This is a genomic window from Dyadobacter sp. (assembly GCF_017744695.1).
Classification (GTDB): Bacteria; Bacteroidota; Bacteroidia; order Cytophagales; family Spirosomataceae; genus Dyadobacter.
The window spans coordinates 1329601-1354076 of sequence record NZ_JAGIAS010000001.1 but is presented as its reverse complement, the minus strand read 5'-3'; the positions used below and the strand labels follow the sequence as shown (position 1 = coordinate 1354076).

Genomic DNA, 24476 nt, shown 5'->3' with positions numbered 1-24476 from the left:
TGGTTGGAGAAGGTTTTTTGCCTGAATATTACATCATTTTGTAATAAAGTACCATACGTCGTTTATTTGCCGGTCTCTGCCCAATATCCTATTTTTGCCGGCAGTATACATTTTGACAGATTCTAATCCTATTTATGAAGTTAGTAGCAAATAAAGTTGCATTGGTAACAGGAGCTTCGCGGGGTATCGGACGTTCGATCGCGCTGCGCCTGGCTCAGGAAGGTGCTGATGTCGCATTTACATATTTGTCCAGCGTCGAAAAAGGCGAGGCTTTGGCAAAAGAACTGGAAGCGTTCGGTGTGAAGGCGAAAGGCTACCGTTCGGATGCGTCCGATTTTCAGGCCGCAGACCAGCTCGTTACCGACGTCATTGCCGATTTCGGCAAGCTCGATGTGCTTATCAACAACGCAGGCGTTACCCGCGACGGGCTCCTCATGCGTATGAGCGAAGAGCAGTGGGACACGGTAGTGAACATCAACCTGAAATCGGTTTTTAACCTTACCAAAGCCGCTACAAAATCCATGATCCGTGCTAAAAGCGGTTCGATCATCAATATTACATCGGTGGTCGGTATACGCGGTAATGCGGGGCAGTCGAACTATGCTGCTTCCAAAGCCGGCATCATCGGTTTCACCAAATCGATCGCATTGGAACTAGGTTCCAGAAATATCCGCTCGAATGCAGTTGCGCCAGGCTTTATCGAAACTGAAATGACCGATGCGGTGGACGCGAAAGCGGTGGAAGACTGGAAACAGTCGATTCCGATGAAGCGCGGAGGCCAGCCCGAAGAAGTGGCGGATGCCTGTGTGTTCCTCGCTTCGGATATGTCGCGTTATATCACCGGCCAGGTAATCCAGGTCGACGGTGGTATGTTAACATAGAGACTTTCTTCGTTAGTTAATAGCTGGCGGTTTCGTTGTATATTGTAACGTCGCCAGCTATTGAATACCAACACATGCGGTCAGAGCTCATATTCCAAACCCCTTACTGGTTCATCATTTTCTGCGTAGTTGCGGGCCTGGCCTATGCCTGGCTGCTGTATCAGCCGCAACCGGCCTGGGGTAAGAAACTGAATTATGCGCTGGCAGCTGTGCGTGGGATTGTGGTTGCGTTGATTTGCTTCCTGCTGCTAAGCCCGCTGGTGCGGCGTACGCAAACTTCGGTCGATAAGGCCAAGATCGTTTTCGCGATCGATAATTCCGAATCTGTTGGTAAACACGGTCAGGCTGCGATGGAGCAGGTGAAGGCCGCTGCCCGCGAACTGAACGACTCCGGCTTCGAGGTAAGTATTGAATCCCTCGGAGGCACCGAAAGCAATGCGGATTCCCTTGCATTTAATCAAAACAAAACCAATCTGGCAGGGCTGTTGCAGACAGTCCGTACCAATTTCGAAGGCCGGAACCTGACCGACGTAGTATTGCTGTCGGATGGGATTGTGAACCAGGGCGTTTCACCAACCTATAACCGTTACCCGTTCAGGGTCAATACGCTGGCAGTGGGTGACTCGGTGCCTAAGCTGGATATCCGGGTGAAAGATGTGGTGAGCAATCGCATTGCGTACCTCGGTAACGAGTTTCCGGTGCGGGCGGAGATCGCCGCGAACGGCTTGCAGGGGAAAAGTACCACGGTGACTTTAAAACAAAACGGACGTGTAATCCAGAGTCAGCCCGTGGTGATCGACCGTGCGGATTATTTCAAGGCATTTGATTTCAAAACTTCTTCTGCGCAAAAGGGCGTTCAGCATTATACTGTGGAGCTAGGTGCGGTTTCGGGCGAAACTTCGGGCAGGAACAACCGGAAGGATGTTTACATCGATATTATCGATGGCCGGCAAAAAATCCTGCTCATGGCGCTCGCGCCGCATCCCGATATCAAAAGTATCCGGAGCGTGATCGAGGCGAATGATAATTATGAGTTGGATATCAATATCTTATCCATTGCCAACAATCCGCCGGCCAGTACAAAGCCTTACGACCTGGTAATTCTGCACCAGATTCCGAACGTGCTCGGGCTGGGTAATGCACAGGTTCGCAAATTTCTGGATGCTAAAATGCCTTTGTTTTTCATTCTGGGAAATCAATCGGCGGTGCCGCTGGCCAGTTCGCTGAACCGGTCGCTGTTTATCAATGCTTCCGCGAATAATCAGGTCGATAAAGTCACGGCGCGGTTCAATCCCTCGTTTTCACAGTTGAACCTGGATGCCGAGAGCCTGAAGTTGCTCGAACGCCTTCCGCCGCTTTCGGTGCCTTTTGGTGAATACAACGTGTCGTCGGGGACCGAAACCATATTGTACCAGAAAGTAGGTACACTCAATACGAGTAAGCCGCTGCTGGTATTGAATACAAACGGCGACCAGAAAACGGCTGTGCTGGCGGGAGAGGGGATCTGGCAATGGCGGCAGGAAGAATTTGCCCAAACCAGCAAGCAGGAAGTGGTGGATAACCTTTTCCAGAAGCTGATCCAGGTCCTTTCGGTGAAGGAAGACCGACGAAAATTCCGCGTGTATCCAATTAGTAACGAGTTCGAGGCGGGTGAGCAGGTGGCATTTCAGACCGAAGTTTACAATGATATTTACGAGCCGATTTTCGGTCAGGAAGTGAAGCTGGAATTGGTGGATGAAAAGGGCAAAAGCAAGCAATTCACGTACACGCATTCGAAGGAGACACCGAGGTTCAATGTGAGCGGGCTGGCCGACGGCGTTTATCGTTATGCGGCTTCCACGACATTGAAAGGGAAACAGGAAAATGTATCAGGTCAGTTTGTGATCCGCAATGCCGATCTTGAACTGAGTAATACCACGGCGGATTTCGGAATGCTCCGCGATCTCGCGCGGCGGTCGGGCGGCACGTTTATGACGCCGGCATCGTTGCAACAATTTATTCAAAAACTAAAAACTGACCGCCCGGCCGACAGGCTGGACAGCACCGAGGACATGGTTGAACTGATCTATCTGAAATGGCTGTTCTTCCTGCTCGTAGTGCTGCTGGGGGCGGAGTGGGGACTGCGAAAATACCATGGCGATTATTAAATGCCCCCGATATGATCGAATGCGTTTTACTTTTCATTGCTTACTGATTTGTCTGCTGGCGGGAACGCTGCATCCCGCATATGCGCAGGTCGTCGTACCTTCCGCGGATACGCTCGTCCGGGACACGCTTGTCCGGGACACGCTTGCCCGGGATACGTTTTTCCGTGACTCTGTGCCGGAAGTACGGCCTAATTACAAACTGCTCCGCGGCATTTTTGCGGCTCAATCGGCGATTTATCTTGGAACGCTTTACGGCCTAAGCAAGTCATGGTACAAGAATCCGCTGACCAAATTTACCATCCAGGATGATAGTCACGAGTGGCTACAAATGGACAAAATGGGGCACCTTTACACATCGTACCAGATTGCCCGGCACACGGCGGCATTGTACAAAAAAACAGGTATTTCGAAAAGACAAATGCTGGTCTACGGCGCTATTTCCGGGGTGATTTTTCAGACACCGATTGAGATTCTGGATGGCTTCTCGCCCGACTATGGTTTTTCGCCTGGCGATATGATCGCGAACATCACGGGGTCGGCGCTGTACCTCGGTCAGATAGCATTGTGGGACGAGGTTCGTATACAACCCAAGTTTTCATTTCACTACACATCGCTGGCGCATGTGCGGCCGCAACTGCTCGGAAGCAGTTGGTCGGAGCGCTGGCTGAAAGACTACAACGGGCAGACGTACTGGTTCTCGGCGAGCCCGAAATCATTTTTTAGGGGTTCCAACTGGCCTGCCTGGCTTTGTTTTTCAGTAGGGTATGGGATTGAGAACATGGTTTCGGCGGAGACCGACAAGAGCATTGAAATGGGGTACCGGCCTTACCGGCAGTATTATTTGTCGCTGGATATCGATCTCACGAAGATCAAAACCCGGAGCAAGTTTGTTAAGACGCTGGGTTTTCTGGCCAACTCCCTGAAAATCCCGGCCCCGGCATTGCAGTTCAGCAGAAAAGGCGTCGGTTTCAAACCATTTTATTTTTAAAAACATTGTTTGAACCAATAAGCGGTTCGAATGACGAGAAAGCACTATTTACTATGAATATCGGAGATAAAGTACGATTGGTACACGGCAGGGAAGAGGGGGTTATTTACGCTTTTCTGCCTGGCAACGTGGTCGAAATTGAGATTGAGGACGGGTTTCGCATTCCCGTGCTGAGGAATGAGATTGTGACGATTTCGCCGGTGGAATCGCAGCGAATGGTAAAACCGGAAGAAGCGAAGGCGGTAGCCGCGCGGGCGGATGTGATCGTTCCGCGTAATGCGCCATTCGCTGAAAAAGGTGTTTACCTGGCATTCATTTCCGTGAACGACCGCACGTTAACGGTCCATGTGATCAACAATACCGACTGGATATTGCCATTCACGGCCGTAGCGGCTTCCGAATCGGTGAGCAGGGGGTTAGCGGCCGGCGTGCTGCAACCGCGCACCTCGCAGAAGCTGACCGAAGTGGAGATGAAGGATTTTGAATCATGGCCGGTGTTTGACATCCATGCATTGTATTTTCGCGAGGGTAATCACCAGTTGCCCGTTGGATTGAACAAGCGCATTCGTTGCCGTGCGCAGTCTTTTTATAAAAACAAGGGCAAGGTGCCTGTACTCGCGAAGGATGGATTTGTGTATCAATTGGATGACGAAAGCCTGAAACGCGAGACGCCCGGTATTTCAGAGGATGTGGCGGGGGAGATCAAGGCCAGCATGCTCGGCCAGTCGTCGCCGGAGCAGAAGACCCTTCCGAAACCGGAGCAGGTGATCGACTTGCACATCGAAAAGCTGGTTAACAATTCTAAAAGCCTGTCGAACGACGAGATCTTGAAAAAGCAGCTCGACGTTTTCGAGAGTAATCTGGAATCGGCCATCGCCAACGGAATGGAGGAAATCACGTTTATACATGGCGCAGGCAGCGGTGTGCTGAAAAACGAGCTGCACCGCAGGCTGGGCAAAAACCAGCATGTGCAATTTTTTAAAGATGCATTAAAAGAGAAATTCGGATACGGTGCAACCCTCGTCAAAATCAAGTAATGTCTACGTCAGGCGCGGTTATTTTCTGATAATCGCTTTGGCAGCCGTTGTTTTTTGGAGCTGCGGTTCTAAGAAAACCTCCCCTAAGGCCCCTATGGAAGAATACAAATATTCGGATAAGGAGATCCAGAACGAGAAACATCTGTCGGTGCTGAATGTGCCGGTCGAGATCCCGGTAGCGGAAATCGAAAAACAGATCAATAACCAGATCAAAGGGTTGATCTACGATGATAACAGTTATGAGGATGAGAATAACGATAACCTGAAAGCGAAGGTCTGGAAGATCAGTCCGATTAAAGTTGTAGCGATAGATTCGTCGTTCCTTTTTGAAGTGCCGCTGAAAATCTGGGTAAGCGCGGGGTATAAGGTCAGTCCGCTGGGCATGACGATGTCGGGCTATAAGGATACCGAATTCTCCATCCGCATCCGGCTGATTTCGAAGATAGGCATCACACCGTCATGGCAGATCAAATCGGAAACGTATGTGGACAGCTACGACTGGATCAGCGAGCCGAATATCCGTGTGGCGGGTATTAATATTCCTATCAAAGGGATGGTGAGCCGTATGCTGAACAAGAATTTTGAAAAGATAACGGAGGCAATCGACGAACAAGTCGCGTCGAATTTGGAGCTCAAAAAGAATGCGGAGCTTGCCTGGAACATCGCGCGTCAGCCGGTGATGCTTGCAAAGGAATATGATACGTGGCTGGTAATTATGCCTACCGGCGTGGAGATGACGCCGCTATTGGCGAAAAACAATGTCCTCCGCTCGGTGATCGGCATTAAAGGCTATACGCAAACCATTACGTCGGCTGTAAAGCCGGCCGTCCCTCCTGTACATAAGCTGCCCGATCTGCGCATTGTGGAGAAAGTTCAGGACGACTTCAAGATCGGGTTGATCAGTCTCGTGTCTTACGAGGATGCCGCCAGGCTGGCTACCAAACAGTTTGCCGGGGAGAAGTTTTCGTTTTTGGGCGGGAAGTATCATGTAGAGGTTACTTCCATCGAAATGTACGGACAGAACGACCGGCTGGTGATCAAGGCAGGTTTGAAAGGAAGTATTAGCGGGGATATTTATCTAAAGGGAATCCCTTACTATGATCCTGCCACGCAGCAACTGTCGCTCAAAGGCCTTGATTACGACCTGGATACCAAAAATTCGATCGTCCGGACGGCTGGCTGGCTTTTGCAGGGGCAGTTTAGCAGGATGATGGAAAAACGGATGGTGTTCCCGGTAGGAGGGCAGATTGCCGATGCCAAAAATACGATTCAGAAAACGTTGGCCAACTATAAAGTCACCGAAGGTGTAGTTGTAAAAGGAATACTTTCCGATATTGTACCCGATAAGGTTTACCTCACTCCGAAACATCTTTATTCTGTTGTATTTGCGACCGGCAAAGTGAATTTGAAAGTCGACGGATTGAAAGGAATCTGATCAAAAATTTGTACAATATTCAGCGTAAGTGCCATAATTTTTTACTTTTTATGGTATATTGACTGCTGATCGAAAGAAAGTATTTCTTAGCTTTGTGGTCAGAGGAAAGGTCTAAGCTGTCCTGCCGCTGCGGTTTTTTAACCGGGGAGGAAAGTCCGGGCAGCACAGAGTGCCGTACTTCCTAACGGGAAGGCAGTGTACTGGTGACGGTGCGCTGACAGCAAGTGCCACAGAGAAGATACCGCCCTGGCATATTTTTTGTATGCCTCGGTAAGGGTGAAAAGGTGGAGTAAGAGCCCACCGGTTTCCTGGTGACAGGGAATGCATGGTAAACCTTACGGGCTGAAAGATCAAATAGGTGTCGGTTAATGGGGCTACTCGTCCCTGCTCTCCGGGGCGCCGATACGGGTAGATCGTTAGAGGTTCCGGGTGACCGGAATCCTGGATAAATGGCAGGAACGGAGATCAGGTTTTCCTGATCGAAGTCACAGAATCCGGCTTACAGGCTTTGGCCTTTTTTCTGATTTTTGAATTTATTTATAATGCTATATTTGAATTGAATCACATAACGCGTGTTTCCCATGAAGAAAAAGAATCTTTACGTTGCTTTACTTTGTTCTACCCTCCTGAGCTACAATACGGAAGCTCAAAACCGCACCTATGAAGGACCTAACAAAATGAACACTTGGTCGATCACAGGTTACGGAGGGATTACAAAATTCTTCGGAGATTTGACCCAGTACAATGGCTTCAAGCGTGGAGACCGGGAAGAATTGACAGGTGCATGGGGGCTTTCATTGAACAAGCAACTTACACCACTGTTCGGTATCCAGCTGACTGGCTATAACGGTCGTCTCCAGGGAGCCAAAGACAATCACCAGAGCTCTTTGAGCGGTGATACTTACAGCGCGACTTTCAACAGCCCTTCATTTGTTCAGTTGACATTGGATGGAACACTGAATGTGAACCGCCTACTGCTCGGCTATAACAAGCTTCGCCGCTGGAAAGTAGATGCTCATCTCGGGGGAGGCATTATCTACTACCACACGGATGTTGACTATACCAACGTCACCAAAGGGGGGCCTGAGAAGCATTTTTCTACCAACACCGACGCCAGTTCCAAAACGGCTGGTAAATGGGAGCGTAATGGATCTACGTACACTCGTGAGTGGGTAGTACCTGTTGGTTTTACAGTGCATTATGAATTGAGTTCGCGGTTTGACCTCGGTTTGGATTACACGCATAATTTCGTGAACACAGAAAAACTGGATGCGACCGTCGGCGGATTGAGCGACTACGATTCACAACAAGGCATCTGGACCTTCGCGAAAGGTGACTCTAAAAACGATGCTTACGGAATGTTGTCGCTCGCACTGACTTATAAGCTCGGTAAAAACGCGGTAAGAGCAAAAGACGGAAAATACGATCCGGCTGCCGGACGTTACCACCTGCGCTGGGCTAACCCTCAGCAGCTGATCCCGGTACCTTATAACCCGACGATGAACGATGCGGATTCAATTGCAAAAGCGAATATGCCGAAGCCGGTTGATCCACGTCTTTATACTGACTCCGACGGTGACGGTGTAGCCGACCTGTTCGACAAAGAAGCGAATACTCCTGCGGGTAGCATTGTATCAGGTGGTGGTGTAGCGTTGGATATCGACAAAATTATCCGCGACGCTATCAAAAACAACCTGCCGAAAGACGAATGCGAAGCGTTGTTCAGCAACATCGAATTCGATACTGATAAAGCGATTATCCGCAATGCTTCGAAAGAAACCCTTAGCAAAGTGGTTGAGCTCCTGAACATGCGTACCAACTGCCGCATTGTACTCGTAGGTCACACCGATGCCCGTGCTTCGGACAGCTACAACGTATCTCTGTCACGTCGTCGTGTGGATGCAGCGAAACGCTTCCTGGTTCGTGCAGGTTTGACAGATCCTAGCCGTATCATCACTGAGTACTACGGTGAATATCGCCCAATCGCAGAAAATACAACTGTGGAAGGTTTGCAGTCTAACCGTCGTGTTGAGATCAAGATCCTGCCTAACAATACAATCCGCTCTACTTACCCGGCTGGTTTCCGCCGCTAGTAGTTTTGGGAAATACACTGAAAAGGGAGACGAGAAATTGTCTCCCTTTTTTATTTGCCCATATCAAAAAACAGGAAAGTTTTACGTACCTTTGCACCCTGTTTAATTACGGGACGAGTTCCCAACCATAACAAATTCACAAATGGCAGTTAAAATCAGATTAGCGCGTCGGGGACGCAAAAAGAAAGCGATCTATGATATCGTAGTCGCAGATGCCAGAGCACCACGTGATGGTCGCTTCATCGAAAAATTGGGTCTTTATAACCCAGGTACCAACCCTGCTTCCATCGTTTTGGAATCAGACAAAGCAGTTGACTGGCTTTTGAAAGGAGCTCAACCAACTGATACAGCTCGTTCAATTTTGCAACACGAGGGCGTATTGCTTCGCAAGCACCTTCAAGTAGGTGTTTTGAAAGGCGCTATCACGCAGGAAGTTGCTGATGCTCGTTTCGAAGAGTGGAAAGGATCTAAAACAGACCGTAAAACTACTGCTGCCGATACTTTGGCACAGCAGAAAGAGGCTGACAAGAAAGCGAAACTTGACGCTGAACGTAAAGTTAACGAAGCTCGCGCTGAGGCTATCGCTAAGAAAAACGCTCCTCCTGTGGAAGAAGTTGCAACTGAGGAAGTGGCTGATGAAGCTGGTGATGCGGCGGATACAACTGATGCAGCAGAAGCCGATGCTCCGGGAGCCGATGCTCCGGCAGAAGAGTCAGCAGAATAATTTAATGTACATACATTGCGCTATGGGTCTGTCGGTATTCCGCACAGACTCATATTGTTTTATACAGAACCAAAATTTGAAATCCCGCAAATGACGCAGGACAACTGTTATTTATTGGGCTATATCGTGCGGACACACGGCACCGCAGGCAATGTGGTAATCTATCTGGATGTGGATTATCCGGATGATTATGAAGACCTCGAAACGGTTTACGTCGAGATCAAGGGAGAACTGGTGCCTTACTTCATCGAAGACATCAATTTGCAGAAGCAGAGCAATGCGATCGTGACTTTCGAAGATGTGGACACGATCGTGAAAGCACAGGCGCTCGTAGGAAGCTCGCTTTACCTGCCTTTGGAAGAATTACAGGAGCTTGATGACGACGAATTCTACTACCACGAGATCAAAGGATTTAAAGTAGTGGATGAAACGAAGGGCGAACTGGGTGTTGTACGCGAAGTATATTCACTGAATGGCCAGGATCTGATCGCGATGGATTACCAGGGCTCGGAGGTATTGATCCCTACTGCCAATGATATTGTGATCAAGGCGGATAAGGACGCCAAATCGCTGCTGGTAAACCTGCCGGAAGGTTTGTTGGAAGTTTATCTCGACAATTCATCAGAAAGTATTCCCGATGATGCGGATTGATATACTAAGCTGTGTTCCCAGTCTGCTCGATAGCTTTTTCGCGCATTCGATATTGAAGCGGGCGCAGCAGGCAAATCATGTGGAAGTGGTAATCCATGACATTCGTGACTATTCCACGAACAAGCACCGCACAATCGATGATTACGCATTCGGAGGTGGTGCGGGAATGGTGTTGCAGATCGAGCCGATCGCGCGCTGCATACGTGCATTGCAGGCAGAGCGGGCGTATGACGAGATCATTTACCTCACACCCGACGGCGAGCAGATGCGTCAGCCAATGGTGAACCAGCTTTCGCTGAAAGGCAACCTGATGATGCTTTGCGGGCATTACAAGGGCGTCGACCAGCGTGTGCGGGATTTGTTTGTGACGAAGGAAATCAGCATTGGCGATTACGTATTGTCGGGAGGGGAACTTGCCGCGGCAGTACTTGCCGACGCGATTATTCGCCTTATTCCAGGCGTTTTGAATGATGAAACCTCCGCGTTAACCGATTCATTTCAGGACAATTTGTTAGCCCCTCCCGTATATTCGCGCCCGGCCGATTTTGAAGGCCATAAAGTGCCCGAAATCCTGATGTCGGGCCATGAAGCGAAGATTGAGGAGTGGCGTTACGAGCAATCGCTCAAAAGGACGAAAGAAAGAAGGCCGGACCTGTTGCAATGACAACGGCCCGGCCTTTATTTTGAGGCTGTAATCTTTTAAAAGTCCAGGTTACAGTTGATCCATTCATTATCGAAATTGGTGCCGTACTTGCGGTAGAAGTTAACCGCCGACGTATTCCAGTCGAGTACCTGCCACATCATCCCCGTACAGCCAACATTCTTTGCAGCGACAACCGTGGCATCGAAAAGGATTTTGCCAATCCCATTACCCCGCATGGATTCGGTGACGATGATATCCTCCATGTAAAGCCGCTTTCCCTTCCAGGTGGAGTAACGATAGTAGTAAAGACAAAGCCCGATGATCTTTGAATCCACTTCGGCGACGAAAAAGTCGAAAAGCTTTTCGTTGTAATCGCGGGTCATTTTGTCGACATTATTGGTTACCTGGTTCAAAGCCCGTTCGTAGATCGCAAGCTCCTTCACCAATTCAAAAATTGCGGGTATATCCTCTGCTGTTCCCTGCCTGGTCGAAATATTCATGTTAGTGGTTTATTGATTAGAAAGGTTAAGAATTCAGAATATACTATTTCCTACTGAGAGTTCACATAGTTTTCCCACTTTTCGAGAATCGCCTGGAAATTTTCGGGCAATTCGGTGTCGAATTGGATCCACTGGCGGGTGGTAGGGTGGATGAAGCCGAGCGATTTGGCATGTAGCGCCTGCCCGGGAATGAGGCTGAAACCGTTTTCGACCATCGCCTTATAACTGCCGCTCGACACGCCCCGGAGGATTTTATCGCCTCCATACATCGGGTCATTGAAGATCGGGTGGCCAATATGCTTCATGTGCGCGCGGATCTGGTGCGTCCGGCCGGTTTCGAGGTTGCATTTGATCATCGAAACGTAGCGAAGCGGTTTGATTACCTCATAATGCGTCACTGCGCGCTTGCCCTGGCTGCCGTCCACGTACACGTCCATTACACGCCTGTCGCGCACGCTGCGCCCGATGTGGCCGGTAACAGTGCCTTTTTCAACTTTGGGTTGGCCCCATATCAATGCGTGATAGGTACGTTCTATGGAATGATCGGCGAACTGGCTGGCGAGAAATGTCATCGCAAATTCGGTTTTAGCGATCACCAGCAGGCCGGAAGTGTCCTTATCGATGCGGTGTACAAGCCCCGGACGGCCTTCTCCATTCCGGCCGGTTGGGAGTTGCTGGAAATGATATACCAATCCGTTGATGAGTGTGCCTGTCCAGTTGCCATAAGCGGGGTGGACGACCATGCCCGCCGGCTTGTTGATAATCATCAGCACATCGTCCTCGTACACGATATTCAGCGGAATGTTTTCCGGTACAATTTCGGTGTCACGGGGTGGCTCGGGGAGCGAAAGCGTGATTATATCCAGCGGCTTGACCTTATAACTGGCTTTCGTTGGCTGGCCGTTTACCTTTACCGCTTCCGCTTCGATACCGTTTTGTATTTTTGTCCTGGAAGCGTTGGCTACGTGAAGATTCAGGAATTTATCGAGCCGCATGAGGCTTTGGCCCTTGTCGGCGACAATGCGGTAATGTTCGAATAAATCGTCCTCTTCGGAGGCAATATCAACTAGTTCTACGGACATTCTTTTTGATTTACTATCAACAAAATTATCAAAATAAGTGGATTTACTAAGTCCGTCGGTGCCCACGCCACTGGAACGACTCGTCAACGCGGAGATAGAGAAGGCCGAAGTGCAGCTTTACATCAAGCGCGATGACCTTATTCACCCAACGGTTTCGGGGAATAAATGGCGGAAGTTGAAATACAATTTACTCGATGCGCAGGCGAGGGGGGAAGGGACTGTATTGACCTTTGGAGGGGCATACTCGAACCATTTATATGCGACAGCTGCCGCTGGGAACGCATTGGGTTTGAAAACGATCGGCATTGTCCGTGGATTAGAACTGGAAGGAAAGGAGAATGAGACCTTGCGGTTTTGCCGGCAGCACGGAATGCAATTGCATTTCGTATCGCGCGAGGAATACCGGCAACGGCATTTGGAAGCCTATCTACAAGAGGTTGCCAGGCGTTTTGGAAACCCCTACCTCATTCCCGAAGGTGGTACCACGGAGCTTGCATTGAAAGGCGTGGCCGAAATGGTATTTGAAATAGAAAGCCAGCTGGGTTCGATACCTGATTTCATCGCGACGGCCGCCGGGACTGGCGGCACGGCGGCGGGAATTCTCTCTGCAGGAGCCAATGTGCTTGCTTTTTCAGTATTAAAAGGAGGGGATTTTCTCCAGGAAGACATTTTTCGGCTTTTGGCTAAATGCAAACAACCCGGTAATCTTACTTTGCTCGCCGACTATCATTTCGGCGGGTATGCGAAATGGAACAGTGAACTGCAGGCCTTTATGCAAGATTTCCGGGCTGAATTTGATATCCAGTTGGAGCAAGTTTATACAGCGAAAATGTTCTTTGGTCTGTTTGACCTTATTCGAAAAGGCTTTTTTAGAGCCGGAACGACGATTGTAGCGGTACATACCGGAGGACTCCAAGGGTTGATCAAGGCGTAGCTACTTCCACTTCCTCCTCGTTGTTGGCCGGTTTGTTGGCAATGAATTCCTTGATCAACTCCCGGTCGCCGGCGATCCAAAGCACATCCTGGTTTTCGATGACCATCGACGAGTCCGGATTGAGAATGCGCTCGCCGTTTCTTTCGAGACCTACGATCATACCATGCGTCATTTCGCGGATCTGGCTGTCCCGGATCGTTTTGCCGCGGATATTGTACTGTGTTTTCACTTCGACGCGTTCCAGTACGACGTTATCCTCATGCGCCATATACACGTCGCCGTTCGTACTCACCTCGATATGGCTCCTGAAAACGTCGAGCTGGTCGTCTGTACCGATGACCTCAATGCGGTCACATGGATAGAGAACCTCTGTGGGCCTTGGTAAATGGATGGTTTTGCTTCCCCGCTCGATCAGCACGACATTGATACCGAATGTTTCCCGGATTTTAAGTTCCTGCAAGCTTTTGCCGATCAGATTCGAGTCGGGGCTCACTTCGAGGAATGCAAAGTGTGCGTCCCACGGCAGGAGAATTCTTTTCGATTTACCGCTCCCTTCCAGTTGCCTTGCATTGAGGTTTTGCAGGAAACGATCTTCGATTTTGTGGTAAAATTGTTGAAGTCTTTGGTAAAAAATAGCGAAGCCGAGTACCATAATGCCTCCCGCTACGATAAATGCAGTCTTGGTGGAGAAGAACGAATTGAGCAGGAAGGCCATCAGCAGAATCGCTATGACCACCCTTGAAAGTTCTAGTACTAACAACGGTCCGCGGCTGTACTTCCGGCTGAGCCAAATCGTAGAATAAGCTTTCCGATTACCTCTTTTGAAAACCAACGCCCAGAGGAATGGCGAGATCAACAGGAATGTAATGGCAAAGAGCACCGAGTTGGTCAGGAACGTCTCAGGCAGGCGCGCATGCAACTGGTGTGCGAGCTGGCGGGAGGACGCGAGGATGATGCCGACCACGACGACTGAGTTCAAAATCACCGTCTGCGCATAGGATTTGAGAATTTCATTCCATTGCGTGGTTTGCGCTATGGTTTCCGTACTTGTGCTGTACCGGTTCAGGTAGAGGCGCCATTTTTCAGGGAGATGCTTGTTCAGCCATTCATATAGCGGTTCGGAGGCCTTCATCATGTAAGGCGTGGCAAATGTGGTAATCACCGAAACACCGACCGCGATCGGGTACAGAAAGCCGCTGGTTACTTTCAGCGACAGGCCAAGGTTGGCGATGATGAACGAAAACTCCCCGATTTGGGATAAGCTCATTCCCGATTGCAGCGATTTTTTCAATGGCTGGCCAGAAATAACCGCCCCCAGTGTGACAAACGTCGTTTTACCGAGCATTACAACGAGCACGAGAATGGCCGTCGGTATCGCGTATTCGAGCAATAGCCCCGGATTGATCAGCATTCCTACTGAAATAAAGAAAACGGCTCCGAAAAGGTCTTTGACCGGTTTGAGCAAATGCTCGATTTTTTCCGCATGAGTAGTTTCGGCGAGGATAGAGCCCATGATAAATGCGCCCAGAGCCGCCGAAAAGCCCGCTTTGGTAACGAGAAATACCATTCCGAAGCACAATGCGACCGAGGTGATCAGCACGCTTTCATCGTTCATCAGATGCCGGTAACGCCTGAGCAGGGTAGGGAACACGAAAATCCCGCCGAGGAACCAGATTGTGAGGAAGAAAAAGAGTTTCAGGCTCGATTGGATCAGTTCAAATCCGGCAAACTGTTGGCTTAGCGACAATGTCGAAAGCAATACCATCAGTAAAACGGCTGTAAGGTCCTCGATGACGAGAATGCCCATTACCACCCGGGTGAATTTTTGCGTTTTCAGCCCCAACTCGTCGAATGCGCGGAAAATGATGGTGGTAGATGAAATGGCGATGATGCCGCCAAGAAAGAGGCTGTCGGTTTTGCTCCAACCGAGCAGCTGGCCGGTAACAAAGCCGGTTACCAGCATCATAAAAACCTCAAAGAGACCCGTAATGGCGGCCGTATTGCCGACCTTAACCAGCTTTTTAAAACTAAACTCCAAACCCAGGTTGAAAAGCAGGAAGATCACCCCGATTTCTGCCCAGATCTCGATCGTTTTAATGTCCGTAATGGTGGGAAACAAGTGGAAATTAGGTCCGACAAGTAACCCGGCCAAAATGTAGCCCAGCACGATTGGCTGCTTCAATTTCTTGAAGATTACGGTAATGATACCGGCCATTGTGAGAATGAGCGACAGGTCTATGATTAGTTGTGGAACGTGAGTCATGAAGGGTGGATCGTTGATGGAAAAAATTACTAAGATCAATAAAATACAAAAAGCCTTCGACGAATCAAAGGCTTTCTGTGTTTTATCTGATCGGAAATTTTAACCTACACTTCCTTCCAGGCTGATTTCCAGTAGTTTTTGCGCTTCAACGGCAAACTCCATCGGAAGCTGGTTTAATACTTCTTTAGCATAGCCATTCACGATCAATGCAACCGCTTGTTCCGTCGGGATACCGCGCTGGTTGCAGTAGAAAAGAATGTCCTCCCCGATCTTCGAAGTGGTTGCTTCGTGCTCTACGGTGGCCGATGGGTTGCTCACTTCAATGTAAGGGAAAGTGTGCGCGCCGCATTTGTCGCCAAGCAGCAGGGAATCGCATTGCGAGAAGTTACGTGCTTTTTCTGCTTTTTTGAACACCTGCACCAATCCACGGTAGGAGTTTTGGCTCTTTCCGGCCGAAATACCTTTGGAAACGATCCGGCTTTTGGTGTTTTTACCGATATGGATCATTTTCGTACCCGTATCAGCCTGCTGCATGTTGTTGGTTACAGCCACCGAGTAAAATTCGCCGATCGAATTGTCGCCTTTCAGGATCACCGAAGGATACTTCCAGGTAATCGCGGAGCCGGTTTCCACCTGCGTCCAGGAGATTTTGGAATTAGGGCCGTCGCAAAGGCCACGTTTGGTCACGAAGTTGTAAATCCCGCCTTTTCCTTCCTTGTCGCCCGGGTACCAGTTCTGTACGGTCGAATATTTGACATTTGCATTGTCGTGTGCGAAGATTTCCACCACCGCAGCGTGCAGCTGGTTTTCATCACGCATTGGCGCCGTACAACCTTCGAGGTAGCTCACGTGGCTGTCCTCGTCGCCGATGATCAGCGTTCTTTCGAACTGGCCTGTTCCCGCTGCATTGATACGGAAATAGGTCGAAAGCTCCATCGGGCAACGAACGCCTTTGGGAATATATACAAATGATCCGTCGGAGAAAACCGCCGAGTTCAAAGCGGCATAGTAGTTATCCTTAGGAGGTACCACCGAGCCGAGGTATTTCTTCACCAGCTCAGGATGCTCACGGATCGCTTCGCTGATCGAGCAGAAAATGATACCCTTTTCTTTGAGCGTTTCTTTGAAGGTCGTGAAAACCGATTCGGAGTCCATCACCGCGTCAACCGCGATACCGGAGATCCTTTTCTGTTCATTCAAAGAAATACCCAGTCTTTCGAAAGTGTTACGCAACTCGGGATCGATGTCGTCGATGCTTTCGACAGCCTTCTTTTTCTTTGGTGCCGAGTAATATTTAATAGCCTGGAATTCGATGGGCGGGTAATGCACGTTCGGCCATTTGGGCTCTTCCATGGTGAGCCACAAATGGTACGCTTTCAGGCGCCATTGCAGCATCCATTCGGGTTCATTCTTTTTGGCTGAGATGAACCTGATAATATCGTCATTAAGGCCCGCAGGAGCCTCATCTGCTTCAATATCAGTCACAAAGCCGTATTTGTATTCCGAACTGGTGATTTCCTCCAACAATTCTTCTTCTTTGCTCATAGTCGTAATAATGTCACACTCTGGTTGGTATCATGCTAACACAGAGAAGTGGGATTGAGTTTATTCAGAGGGTCAAAAATACGGAAAATTGTGGAGATTCCGGCAGCGGCCGGTGGAAATAGGTTTTGGGTAAGTAAAACAGAAAAGACCCGCCAGGGCAGGTCTTTTCAAAGTTTTGATCAACAGGAAGGCCTACAAATAGGATGTCGACGAGAGATAATTCTTCACATAATCATCAATTCCCTCTTCCAGCGTGCTGAACGGACGGGTATATCCGACGGAGCGCAGCTTGCTCATATTGGCCTGCGTGAAATATTGGTATTTGTCGCGGATATCGGCCGGGGTATCGACGTACGAAATGTCCGGCGTCTTGCCCATGGCCAGGAATGTGTTGGTAACCAGGTCTTTGAATGTTCTCGCGCGACCGCTTCCGAGATTGTAAATGCCTGAGTTCTTGCGGTGGTGCATGAAGAAAATGCAAACGTCGATCAGGTCTTTGACGTAAATGAAGTCGCGCATTTGCTCGCCGTCCTTGAAGTCCGGGTTATGCGAGCGGAAAAGCTTCATTTTTTCGGTTGCCTTAATCTGGTTGTAAGCATGGAAAATCACCGACGCCATACGGCCTTTATGGTATTCGTTAGGGCCGTAAACGTTGAAGAATTTAAGACCAGCCCAGAAAAACGGTTTTTTCTCTTGCGCCAATGCCCATTTATCGAACTCGTTTTTGGAATCGCCGTAAGGGTTCAGTGGCTTCAACTGGCCGATTGTCGACTCGTTATCGTCGTACCCGTGCTCGCCCAGCCCGTACGTAGCCGCAGACGACGCGTACACGAGGGGAATCTGGTAGGCCACGCATTTTTCCCAAATACCTTTGGAATAATTTACATTCAGTTCATCAAAAATTTCCTTGTCGAACTCCGTGGTGTCGGTACGCGCGCCGATGTGGAAAATGAATTCTACGTCGCGGTGATTGGCATCCAGCCATTCGAAAAGTGCATTTCTTTCTACTTTTTCCTTGATCGTCTTTCCTTCGAGGTTTTCTGCTTTTTCGATTTTGGAAAAATCATCTACTGCAATAATGTTTGTAAAGCCGTCTTGATTGAGGCGGCTGATAAGCCCGCTGCCAATAAAGCCGGCTGCTCCTGTTACGATAATCATCGAGATTATATGTTTAACGGTAAAAAGAATGCCAGATAAGAGTAGCGAATCGTGCCGATCTACTCTTAAATTTTAACTGTGAAATAGGATTTTTTTTAGTTATCCTCTTGTTAAGAAGCAAAACTACGGATACAAGGTGTAATTTTGCACCAGAATTATCAAGTGGCAGGAAGTTTTATGATTTACGTAACAAGAAAAGAGCATTTCAATGCGGCGCACCGGCTTTACAACCCGGCGTGGAGTGATGAGAAAAACCAGGAAGTATTTGGCCCTTGCGCCAATAACAACTGGCATGGGCATAATTTTGAGCTGATTGTTACGGTGAAAGGCAAGCCCGACCCTGATACAGGTTTTGTGATCGACCTGAAAGTGCTGGGGGATATTATCAAGAATGAGGTTGTGGATAAGGTGGATCATAAAAACCTCAATCTCGATGTTGACTTCATGCAAGGCAAAATGGCGTCTTGTGAAATATTTGTGATGGAAATCTGGAATATCCTCGAACCAGCCATTGCACAGGCGGCGCCTAATGCGAAACTGCACTATATCAAGCTGATAGAAACGCCGAAGAACTTTGTGGAGTATTATGGGGAGTAGTAAGACAGCCGACAGCCGACGGCCGACGGCCGATAGCCTATGAAGTACTACCTAATTGCGGGCGAGCGCTCGGGGGATTTGCATGGCTCCAATCTGATTAAGGGCATTCGGGCAAGTGACCCGGAGGCCGAGTTTCGTGGATGGGGCGGCGATATGATGGAGGCGGAAGGCATGGACCTCGTTACGCATTATAAGGACACTGCCTTTATGGGGTTCCTGGAAGTGGTCATGAACCTGCGTACGATCACCGGTTTCCTCAAAAAATGCAAGGCGGATATTCTCGAATACCAACCGGATGCATTGATTCTGATCGATTATCCGGGTTTCAACCTGCGTATCGCATCGTTCGCGAAAGCCAGGGGGCTAAAAGTTTTCTATTATATTTCACCGAAAGTATGGGCGTGGAACCAGAAACGCGCCTGGAAGATCAAAGCCAATGTGGACCACATGTTCGTGATCTTTCCGTTTGAGGTCGATTTCTACAAAAAATACGATTACAAAGTCGATTACGTGGGCAATCCGCTCATGGATGCCATCGCCGCATTCCGGCCCGATCCTGATTTTCGCCGCGAGCATAACCTCGACGACCGGCCCATTATCGCATTGCTTCCCGGCAGTCGCAAGCAAGAGATCATTGGTATGCTCGATACCATGCTGACCACGCAGAAGCATTTCCCTGGTTACCAATATGTAATTGCAGGCGTGAAGAATTTGCCTTCTACGTTGTATGAGCAGTACTTATCCAGCGGCAAGGCAGCGATCGTTTATGAACGTACTTACGACCTGCTATCCGTTGCGGATGCGGCACTAGTGACTTCGGGCACGGCGACTCTGGAAACGGCATTGCTTAAAGTCCCCGAAGTAGTTTGTTATCGCACCAGCGGCATTTCCTACGCCCTGGCCAAGCGCCTGATCCGTATTCCATTCATTTCGCTGGTGAATTTGATCCTCGAAAAAGAAGCTGTTCGTGAACTGATCCAGGATGAATTGAATGAGACAAATCTGGTTTCTGAATTGAGAGCGATCCTTCCGGGCGGAAGCAAGCATATGGTGCAAATGCAGGATTATACGCGCCTCGCGGAGCTCGTGGGCGGGGCAGGAGCATCTCAGTACACCGGCGTACTTATCGTTCAATATCTCTCCAAGTAGCTTATTATGAATTAGATAAAAATTTTTGTGTCGATTGTAGTGATATTTATGTAGTTATCTACGTAAATTTGAACATAAATTAAAAAAGCATCAAATATGAACATCTTCAACGAAGTAGGAGCCCTCGCAATCTCGACCCGTTTGCAGCGCCTGAGTGACCAGTTCCGGAAGGACGGTGTGCTTATTTACCAGCATAACGGCATCAACTTCGAGCCGAAATGGTTTCCGATTGTTTATGCGCTGCACAGGAAGGGGGCGCTGGGGATTATGGAGCTTTCCGAGGAAATCGGTTATGCGCATCCGTCTACGATCAGCTTGTTGAAAGAGCTGGAAAAGGAAGGTATGGTGGAATCATTTAAAGACGAGCGTGATACGCGCAAGCGAATGGTGCGGCTCACAAAGAAGGCCGGTAAGCTCGTGGCGCAAATGCAGCCGGTTTGGGAGAAAATCCGTAAAACAGCAGAACAAATTATTGACAATGCAAACAACTTGTTACAAGCCATGGACGAGACAGAGTACCAATTGAAAAAAGAAGGATTTTTTGAACGTTACAAACGAATGGAAAACGAGGAAACCAATGCTGCGATCCGCATTGTGGATTATAAGCCGGAGCACGCACAGGCATTTTATGACCTCAACTACGCCTGGATTTCAGATACCTATGAAGTAGAGCCCGAAGACGAAAAGACCTTGTCCGACCCGGAAACCTACTACCTTAAAGACGGCGGTGCCATCCTGATCGCATTGTACGGCGACGAGCCGGTGGGTACGTGTGCACTGAAGCGCAATGGCGATGTAGTTGAAATGAGCAAAATGACCGTTTCAAAAAGCATGCGGGGCAAGAAGATTGGTGACCTGCTCGGTAATGCGGTGATTGAAAAGGCCCGGGAGTTAGGCGCGGCTAAAATAATCCTTTACTCCAATCGAAAAGGGTCAGCAGCGGGTATTAACCTTTACAAAAAGCTGGGATTTGAAGAAGTACCGCTTACAGGGCATAATTTCAAGCGGGCGGATATTAAGATGGAGATGATGTTGAACTAGTTGAAAATTTCTTTCAAATCGATTGAGAGTTCAGGGAATATGACCGAACGCAGTTCCGCTGTTGCAGGTTTTAGGCCGATAAAGACACCGGAATCGCTCAGTGTAAAAATGAATACATTCTGATCGATGGGCTGAACAATCCAATATTCCCTGACGCCGCTTTCCTGATATAAATCGAATTTGCTGTCTACCTCTTTCTTCGAATTGCCAGGAGATAGGATTTCAATAACCAGGTCGGGAGCGCCAAGGCAGCCTTTTTCGTCCAATTTATTTTTATCGCAAACAACACATAAGTCAGGCTGCACAACTGTGTAGATGTCTCTGTTGACAAACGCAGACTTTTTCGTGTCGAACAACCTTACATCGAATGGGGCGCTAAACAAATAACAGGATTTGTCCTTCAAATGCACGAAAAGATTGCCCTGGAGCTTTGATGAAATCAGCTGATGCGATGTATTCGGAGCTGGCGACATCTTGAAAATCCTGCCCTTAATCAGTTCTACCCGCTCCTTGAATTGCCAGAGTAAGTAATCAGCATAGGTGTATGTGCCGTCCAGGTCAAGTTCATTAAAATCAGTTACGATCGAAGGCATAGCATATTCTTTTTGAGTAAATCTACCCAAAATCCCGCCGGAAGTCAATCAGCAATGCCCGGAATGCAGGGCTGATGTGCAGCCGAACGCTATCAATGATCAAGTCTTCCGCTTCTTTTTCCGCGCGGAAGGAAACAACACATTGTTCAATATCAGCCGGTAACCGGGAGAGTTGGGGTAGAGGTTGAGGTCGGTGGGCATGCGCCGGCCGCCCCCGCCCCGGCCTTCCGGGTCGTGGCCGCCGTAGAAGGTCCATTGGCCGCGGCCCAGTTCGCCGTAAATATAGCGGTCGGAGTTGCTGCTGGTGCCCATGACGAGCGTGCTGGGCTTGACGGTGTATTTGGAGAATGCGGTGGTTTGGCCGAAAAATTCGCGGATTAAGTGCTCGTGGTTTTGTACGAGCATGGCCGGAATGACGTCCCATTTCGCCGAAAAGTCGAAAAGGGAAAAGTAGGCATCATTTTCGCCCCAGCCACGGTAACGGCCCGCTGCGGAGTTGATGTCCGAGAAATTCATGCCATCGTATTCGTCGAGTTGGAGCTTAAAGTTGTAGAATGCGAATGTCTTGTCGAAATCCAGCTTAGATTGTGCGTCGGGGTCGATACCGTCGCCGTCGAGGTTATCGACAATGTCGACGCCCTCGGCCGCCAATGCGATATCAAACGTTTCCGCACCGGAGCACATGGCAAACAGGAAACCCCCGCCTGCGCAGAACTCCTTAATGGCCTTCGCGACGGCCAGCTTCATTTTCGGGACTTTCGAAAAGCCGTAACGGCTCGCAATAGCCTCCTGGGCTTTGATATCGGCTTCACTGGTGCGGCGGAGATTTTTGCCAAACTGTCCCGTAAAATCTTCATGATGCAAGTGGAGCCAGTCGTATTTGGGAAGGTCGCCACGCAGGATTTCTTCGTCGTAAATGACTTCAAACGGAATTTCGGCATATTTGAGCACGAGCAATACCGCATCGGTATTTTCAAACTCGGCGGGGCTGATCTTGATGGGCGAATAAACCGCAATTTTGGCTGCTTTGAACAGCTTTACCACGTCCATATTCACGTTGGGGTTGCTGATCTCGTTCACGATCTGTGCACTTGCCGCCTCCGACAGCACTTCATAGGAAACTGCCCTCAGTTTGCATTCATTTTCAATGGATTTGCTGTATTGGACCTTAAAGCTGCCCCCGCGGTAGTTGAGCAGCCAATCCACTTCAATATCTCCCTTCAGCAGAATGTAAGCCAGGCCGTACGCTTTCAGATGATTGGTCTGCGTATTGTCCATCGGGATCAGGATCTGGTTTGCGAGGCAGATGTGCGACAGGAAAACCAATACGAGCGGTAGAATCTTTCTCTGCATGGTAAGAAGCGTTTGAAGTCCGAAGCTGCATCGTCAGGGGAGGTGTATCAAATTTAACGAAATATCGAGATTTTAGGTAGCTGGTTATGAGGTTTTTGTGCGTCCTATCTCTATTTTTGGAATATAGCTTTATTCACTCACATAACTCATGACGGAAACACAAGTTCTGAACTACGCGCTCAACCAATTCGCGGGTATCGACGCTGCAGCATTTGAGCTGTCGGCACCTTACTGGCAAAGAAAAACCTATGGGAAGGGCGAGTTTTACAATGAATACAAAAACGTCTGCAAATACCTGGGTTTCATCCTCGACGGCGTGTTCAGGACCTACTATATCGATGACGAATCGGCTGAGGAGAAGAATGTGTTTTTCTTTTCCAAAAACCAGGTGGTAGTAGCCTACAAGAGCTTCGTAACACAAACGCCATGCAGTTATTACACCGAATCGATGACGGAATCGACGGTTTTATATATTCACATCAATCACCTCACTGAATTGTACGGGAAGTCGCATCACTGGGAAAGGTTCGGACGGCTGGTCGCGGAAACTGCATTTAACCTGGCCATGAACCGCGCCGAGGAATTCATGTTCCGTACGCCCGAGCAGCGCTATCTCGAACTGATCCGGAACCATCCGGATATTTTCAACAACGTCCCGTTATATCATATTGCCTCTTATCTGGGCATTCAGGCCCCTTCGCTGAGCCGTATCAGAAAAAGAATGGTGGGTAAATGACGATCTTAACTTGGGTTAAGAATATAGTCGGCTAACGTGCTGAATTTTGTCATGTCCAAAGCGGAACACAAAACAAAAATTCAACTTTTAACCGATAGAAATCATGAAAGCCAATAACACCAAAACCGTCGTATTTGTAACAGGTGCATTCGTAAGCCACAATGGCTGGGACCAATGGAAATCCTATTTTGAAAGCAAAGGCTACACCACCTACGCACCTGCCTGGCCATATAAAGATGCAACGGCGGCGGAACTTAGAGACAGACAACCCAACGACACCGCCCTGGCCGGCCTGACATTCAAAGAGCTGGTTGACCACTATGCCAATTTTGTAAAATCTTTACCCGAAAAACCAATCATTATCGGCCACTCGCTGGGTGGATTGATTACCCAGATTTTGATTAACCGCGACCTGGGCGTCGCCGGGGCCGCCATTCACCCCGTACCTCCACAAGGTGTGATCCCCTACGAATTCTCCTTCCTGAAAGCAGGTTATAAAGTATTCGGATTGTTTACCTCTTTGAAAAAAACTTACCTGATGTCGCTCGCCGACTGGCAATATGCCTTCACCAACGGCATGACGCTCGAAGAGCAAATGAAAACCTGGGAAGAAAACGTGATCCCCGAATCCAAAACCGTAGCCCGCGGCGGTATTACTTCCGCAGCCAAAGTGGATTTCAAAAAAGCCCACGCTCCGTTGCTGATCACTTCGGGTGAATTCGACAACATCATTCCGGCTTCTTTGAACCTCCGTAACTTCAAAGCTTACAAACAAAATGGCTCTGTGACCGACTACAAAGAGTTCCCCGGTCGTAACCACTTCGTGCTAGGCCAACCCACCTGGAAAGAGGATGCCGATTACATCCTCGAATGGATCAGCAAACACTAAAACGGATTCCCCAACGGAGCGCAGCGGCCGCCACTCC

General features: G+C 49.0%; 22 protein-coding genes and 1 other RNA gene. 16 read left to right on the top strand and 7 right to left on the bottom strand.

What is annotated here, in order from left to right; genetic code table 11:
- Nucleotides 1–134: 134 nt before the first annotated feature.
- From fabG to trmD, 10 genes are all read left to right on the top strand, one after another.
- On the top strand, nt 135–881 hold the full coding sequence (gene fabG, locus J7619_RS05195) for a 3-oxoacyl-[acyl-carrier-protein] reductase (protein WP_223403474.1): 747 nt from the start codon (nt 135–137) through the stop codon (nt 879–881).
- 74 nt (nt 882–955) lie between these two features.
- Nucleotides 956–3028 carry a VWA domain-containing protein gene (locus J7619_RS05190; RefSeq protein ID WP_291195044.1) on the top strand — a complete coding sequence of 691 codons (2073 nt, stop codon included), beginning with the start codon at nt 956–958 and terminating at the stop codon, nt 3026–3028.
- A 19-nt stretch (nt 3029–3047) separates the two neighbouring features.
- On the top strand, nt 3048–4016 hold the full coding sequence (locus tag J7619_RS05185) for a DUF2279 domain-containing protein (RefSeq protein ID WP_291195041.1): 969 nt from the start codon (nt 3048–3050) through the stop codon (nt 4014–4016).
- A 53-nt stretch (nt 4017–4069) separates the two neighbouring features.
- Entirely contained in the window at nt 4070–5053 is a 984-nt protein-coding gene (locus tag J7619_RS05180; RefSeq protein ID WP_291195038.1) for a DUF2027 domain-containing protein, read from the top strand.
- Nucleotides 5054–5147: 94 nt separating this feature from the next.
- The gene (locus J7619_RS05175; protein ID WP_291195035.1) at nt 5148–6488 is read left to right on the top strand and encodes a DUF4403 family protein; all 1341 of its coding nucleotides are present in this window, start codon (nt 5148–5150) and stop codon (nt 6486–6488) included.
- Between the two features lie 108 nt (nt 6489–6596).
- Nucleotides 6597–7006: RNase P RNA component class A (gene rnpB, locus J7619_RS05170), an RNA gene on the top strand.
- Nucleotides 7007–7069: 63 nt separating this feature from the next.
- The gene (locus J7619_RS05165; protein ID WP_291195032.1) at nt 7070–8581 is read left to right on the top strand and encodes an OmpA family protein; all 1512 of its coding nucleotides are present in this window, start codon (nt 7070–7072) and stop codon (nt 8579–8581) included.
- 142 nt (nt 8582–8723) lie between these two features.
- Nucleotides 8724–9305: a 30S ribosomal protein S16 gene (locus J7619_RS05160; RefSeq protein ID WP_291195029.1), complete on the top strand. Its 582-nt coding sequence runs from the start codon at nt 8724–8726 to the stop codon at nt 9303–9305.
- A gap of 90 nt (nt 9306–9395) precedes the next feature.
- On the top strand, nt 9396–9956 hold the full coding sequence (rimM, locus tag J7619_RS05155; RefSeq protein WP_291195026.1) for a ribosome maturation factor RimM: 561 nt from the start codon (nt 9396–9398) through the stop codon (nt 9954–9956).
- Nucleotides 9946–10620, top strand: a complete 675-nt coding sequence (gene trmD, locus J7619_RS05150; protein ID WP_291196490.1) for a tRNA (guanosine(37)-N1)-methyltransferase TrmD — start codon at nt 9946–9948, stop codon at nt 10618–10620. The genes rimM and trmD overlap by 11 nt, the downstream gene beginning before the upstream one ends.
- Nucleotides 10621–10655: 35 nt before the next feature.
- On the opposite strand, the gene J7619_RS05145 is transcribed toward trmD, so the two are convergent.
- On the bottom strand, nt 10656–11099 hold the full coding sequence (locus tag J7619_RS05145; protein WP_106597281.1) for a GNAT family N-acetyltransferase: 444 nt from the start codon (nt 11097–11099) through the stop codon (nt 10656–10658).
- A gap of 50 nt (nt 11100–11149) precedes the next feature.
- Nucleotides 11150–12181: an RluA family pseudouridine synthase gene (locus J7619_RS05140; RefSeq protein WP_291195019.1), complete on the bottom strand. Its 1032-nt coding sequence runs from the start codon at nt 12179–12181 to the stop codon at nt 11150–11152.
- Nucleotides 12182–12218: 37 nt separating this feature from the next.
- On the opposite strand from J7619_RS05140, the gene J7619_RS05135 reads away from it, so the two are divergent.
- Nucleotides 12219–13115, top strand: coding sequence for a 1-aminocyclopropane-1-carboxylate deaminase/D-cysteine desulfhydrase (locus tag J7619_RS05135; protein ID WP_291195016.1), 897 nt, complete (start codon nt 12219–12221; stop codon nt 13113–13115).
- Here J7619_RS05135 and J7619_RS05130 read toward each other — a convergent pair.
- The 3 genes from J7619_RS05130 to rfaD all read right to left on the bottom strand — a co-directional run bounded on the left by J7619_RS05130 (nt 13105) and on the right by rfaD (nt 18081).
- Nucleotides 13105–15378 carry a cation:proton antiporter gene (locus tag J7619_RS05130; RefSeq protein WP_291195013.1) on the bottom strand — a complete coding sequence of 758 codons (2274 nt, stop codon included), beginning with the start codon at nt 15376–15378 and terminating at the stop codon, nt 13105–13107. The two genes, J7619_RS05135 and J7619_RS05130, sit on opposite strands and share 11 nt — an antisense overlap.
- A 99-nt stretch (nt 15379–15477) precedes the next feature.
- A complete protein-coding gene (sufB, locus tag J7619_RS05125) occupies nt 15478–16923 on the bottom strand; it encodes a Fe-S cluster assembly protein SufB (protein ID WP_291195010.1) in 1446 nt (481 codons plus the stop codon).
- A 192-nt stretch (nt 16924–17115) separates the two neighbouring features.
- Nucleotides 17116–18081: an ADP-glyceromanno-heptose 6-epimerase gene (gene rfaD / locus J7619_RS05120; protein ID WP_291195007.1), complete on the bottom strand. Its 966-nt coding sequence runs from the start codon at nt 18079–18081 to the stop codon at nt 17116–17118.
- 177 nt (nt 18082–18258) lie between these two features.
- On the opposite strand from rfaD, the gene J7619_RS05115 reads away from it, so the two are divergent.
- From J7619_RS05115 to J7619_RS05105, 3 genes are all read left to right on the top strand, one after another.
- Nucleotides 18259–18678 carry a 6-carboxytetrahydropterin synthase gene (locus J7619_RS05115; protein ID WP_291195004.1) on the top strand — a complete coding sequence of 140 codons (420 nt, stop codon included), beginning with the start codon at nt 18259–18261 and terminating at the stop codon, nt 18676–18678.
- 39 nt (nt 18679–18717) lie between these two features.
- On the top strand, nt 18718–19827 hold the full coding sequence (gene lpxB, locus J7619_RS05110) for a lipid-A-disaccharide synthase (RefSeq protein WP_291195001.1): 1110 nt from the start codon (nt 18718–18720) through the stop codon (nt 19825–19827).
- Nucleotides 19828–19923: 96 nt separating this feature from the next.
- Nucleotides 19924–20868 (top strand): helix-turn-helix domain-containing GNAT family N-acetyltransferase, encoded by a 945-nt coding sequence (locus J7619_RS05105; RefSeq protein ID WP_291194999.1) that lies wholly within the window; start codon nt 19924–19926, stop codon nt 20866–20868.
- On the opposite strand, the gene J7619_RS05100 is transcribed toward J7619_RS05105, so the two are convergent.
- Both J7619_RS05100 and J7619_RS05095 read right to left on the bottom strand, forming a co-directional pair.
- Complete coding sequence (locus tag J7619_RS05100) at nt 20865–21461, bottom strand: Uma2 family endonuclease (protein ID WP_291194996.1); 597 nt, start codon at nt 21459–21461, stop codon at nt 20865–20867. The two genes, J7619_RS05105 and J7619_RS05100, sit on opposite strands and share 4 nt — an antisense overlap.
- A 99-nt stretch (nt 21462–21560) precedes the next feature.
- A complete protein-coding gene (locus tag J7619_RS05095; RefSeq protein WP_291194993.1) occupies nt 21561–22814 on the bottom strand; it encodes an asparagine synthetase B in 1254 nt (417 codons plus the stop codon).
- 148 nt (nt 22815–22962) lie between these two features.
- Here J7619_RS05095 and J7619_RS05090 point away from each other — a divergent pair, with 148 nt between their 5' ends.
- Both J7619_RS05090 and J7619_RS05085 read left to right on the top strand, forming a co-directional pair.
- Nucleotides 22963–23550 carry a Crp/Fnr family transcriptional regulator gene (locus tag J7619_RS05090; RefSeq protein ID WP_291194991.1) on the top strand — a complete coding sequence of 196 codons (588 nt, stop codon included), beginning with the start codon at nt 22963–22965 and terminating at the stop codon, nt 23548–23550.
- 103 nt (nt 23551–23653) lie between these two features.
- Entirely contained in the window at nt 23654–24439 is a 786-nt protein-coding gene (locus J7619_RS05085) for an alpha/beta hydrolase (protein WP_291194989.1), read from the top strand.
- Nucleotides 24440–24476 lie beyond the last annotated feature (37 nt).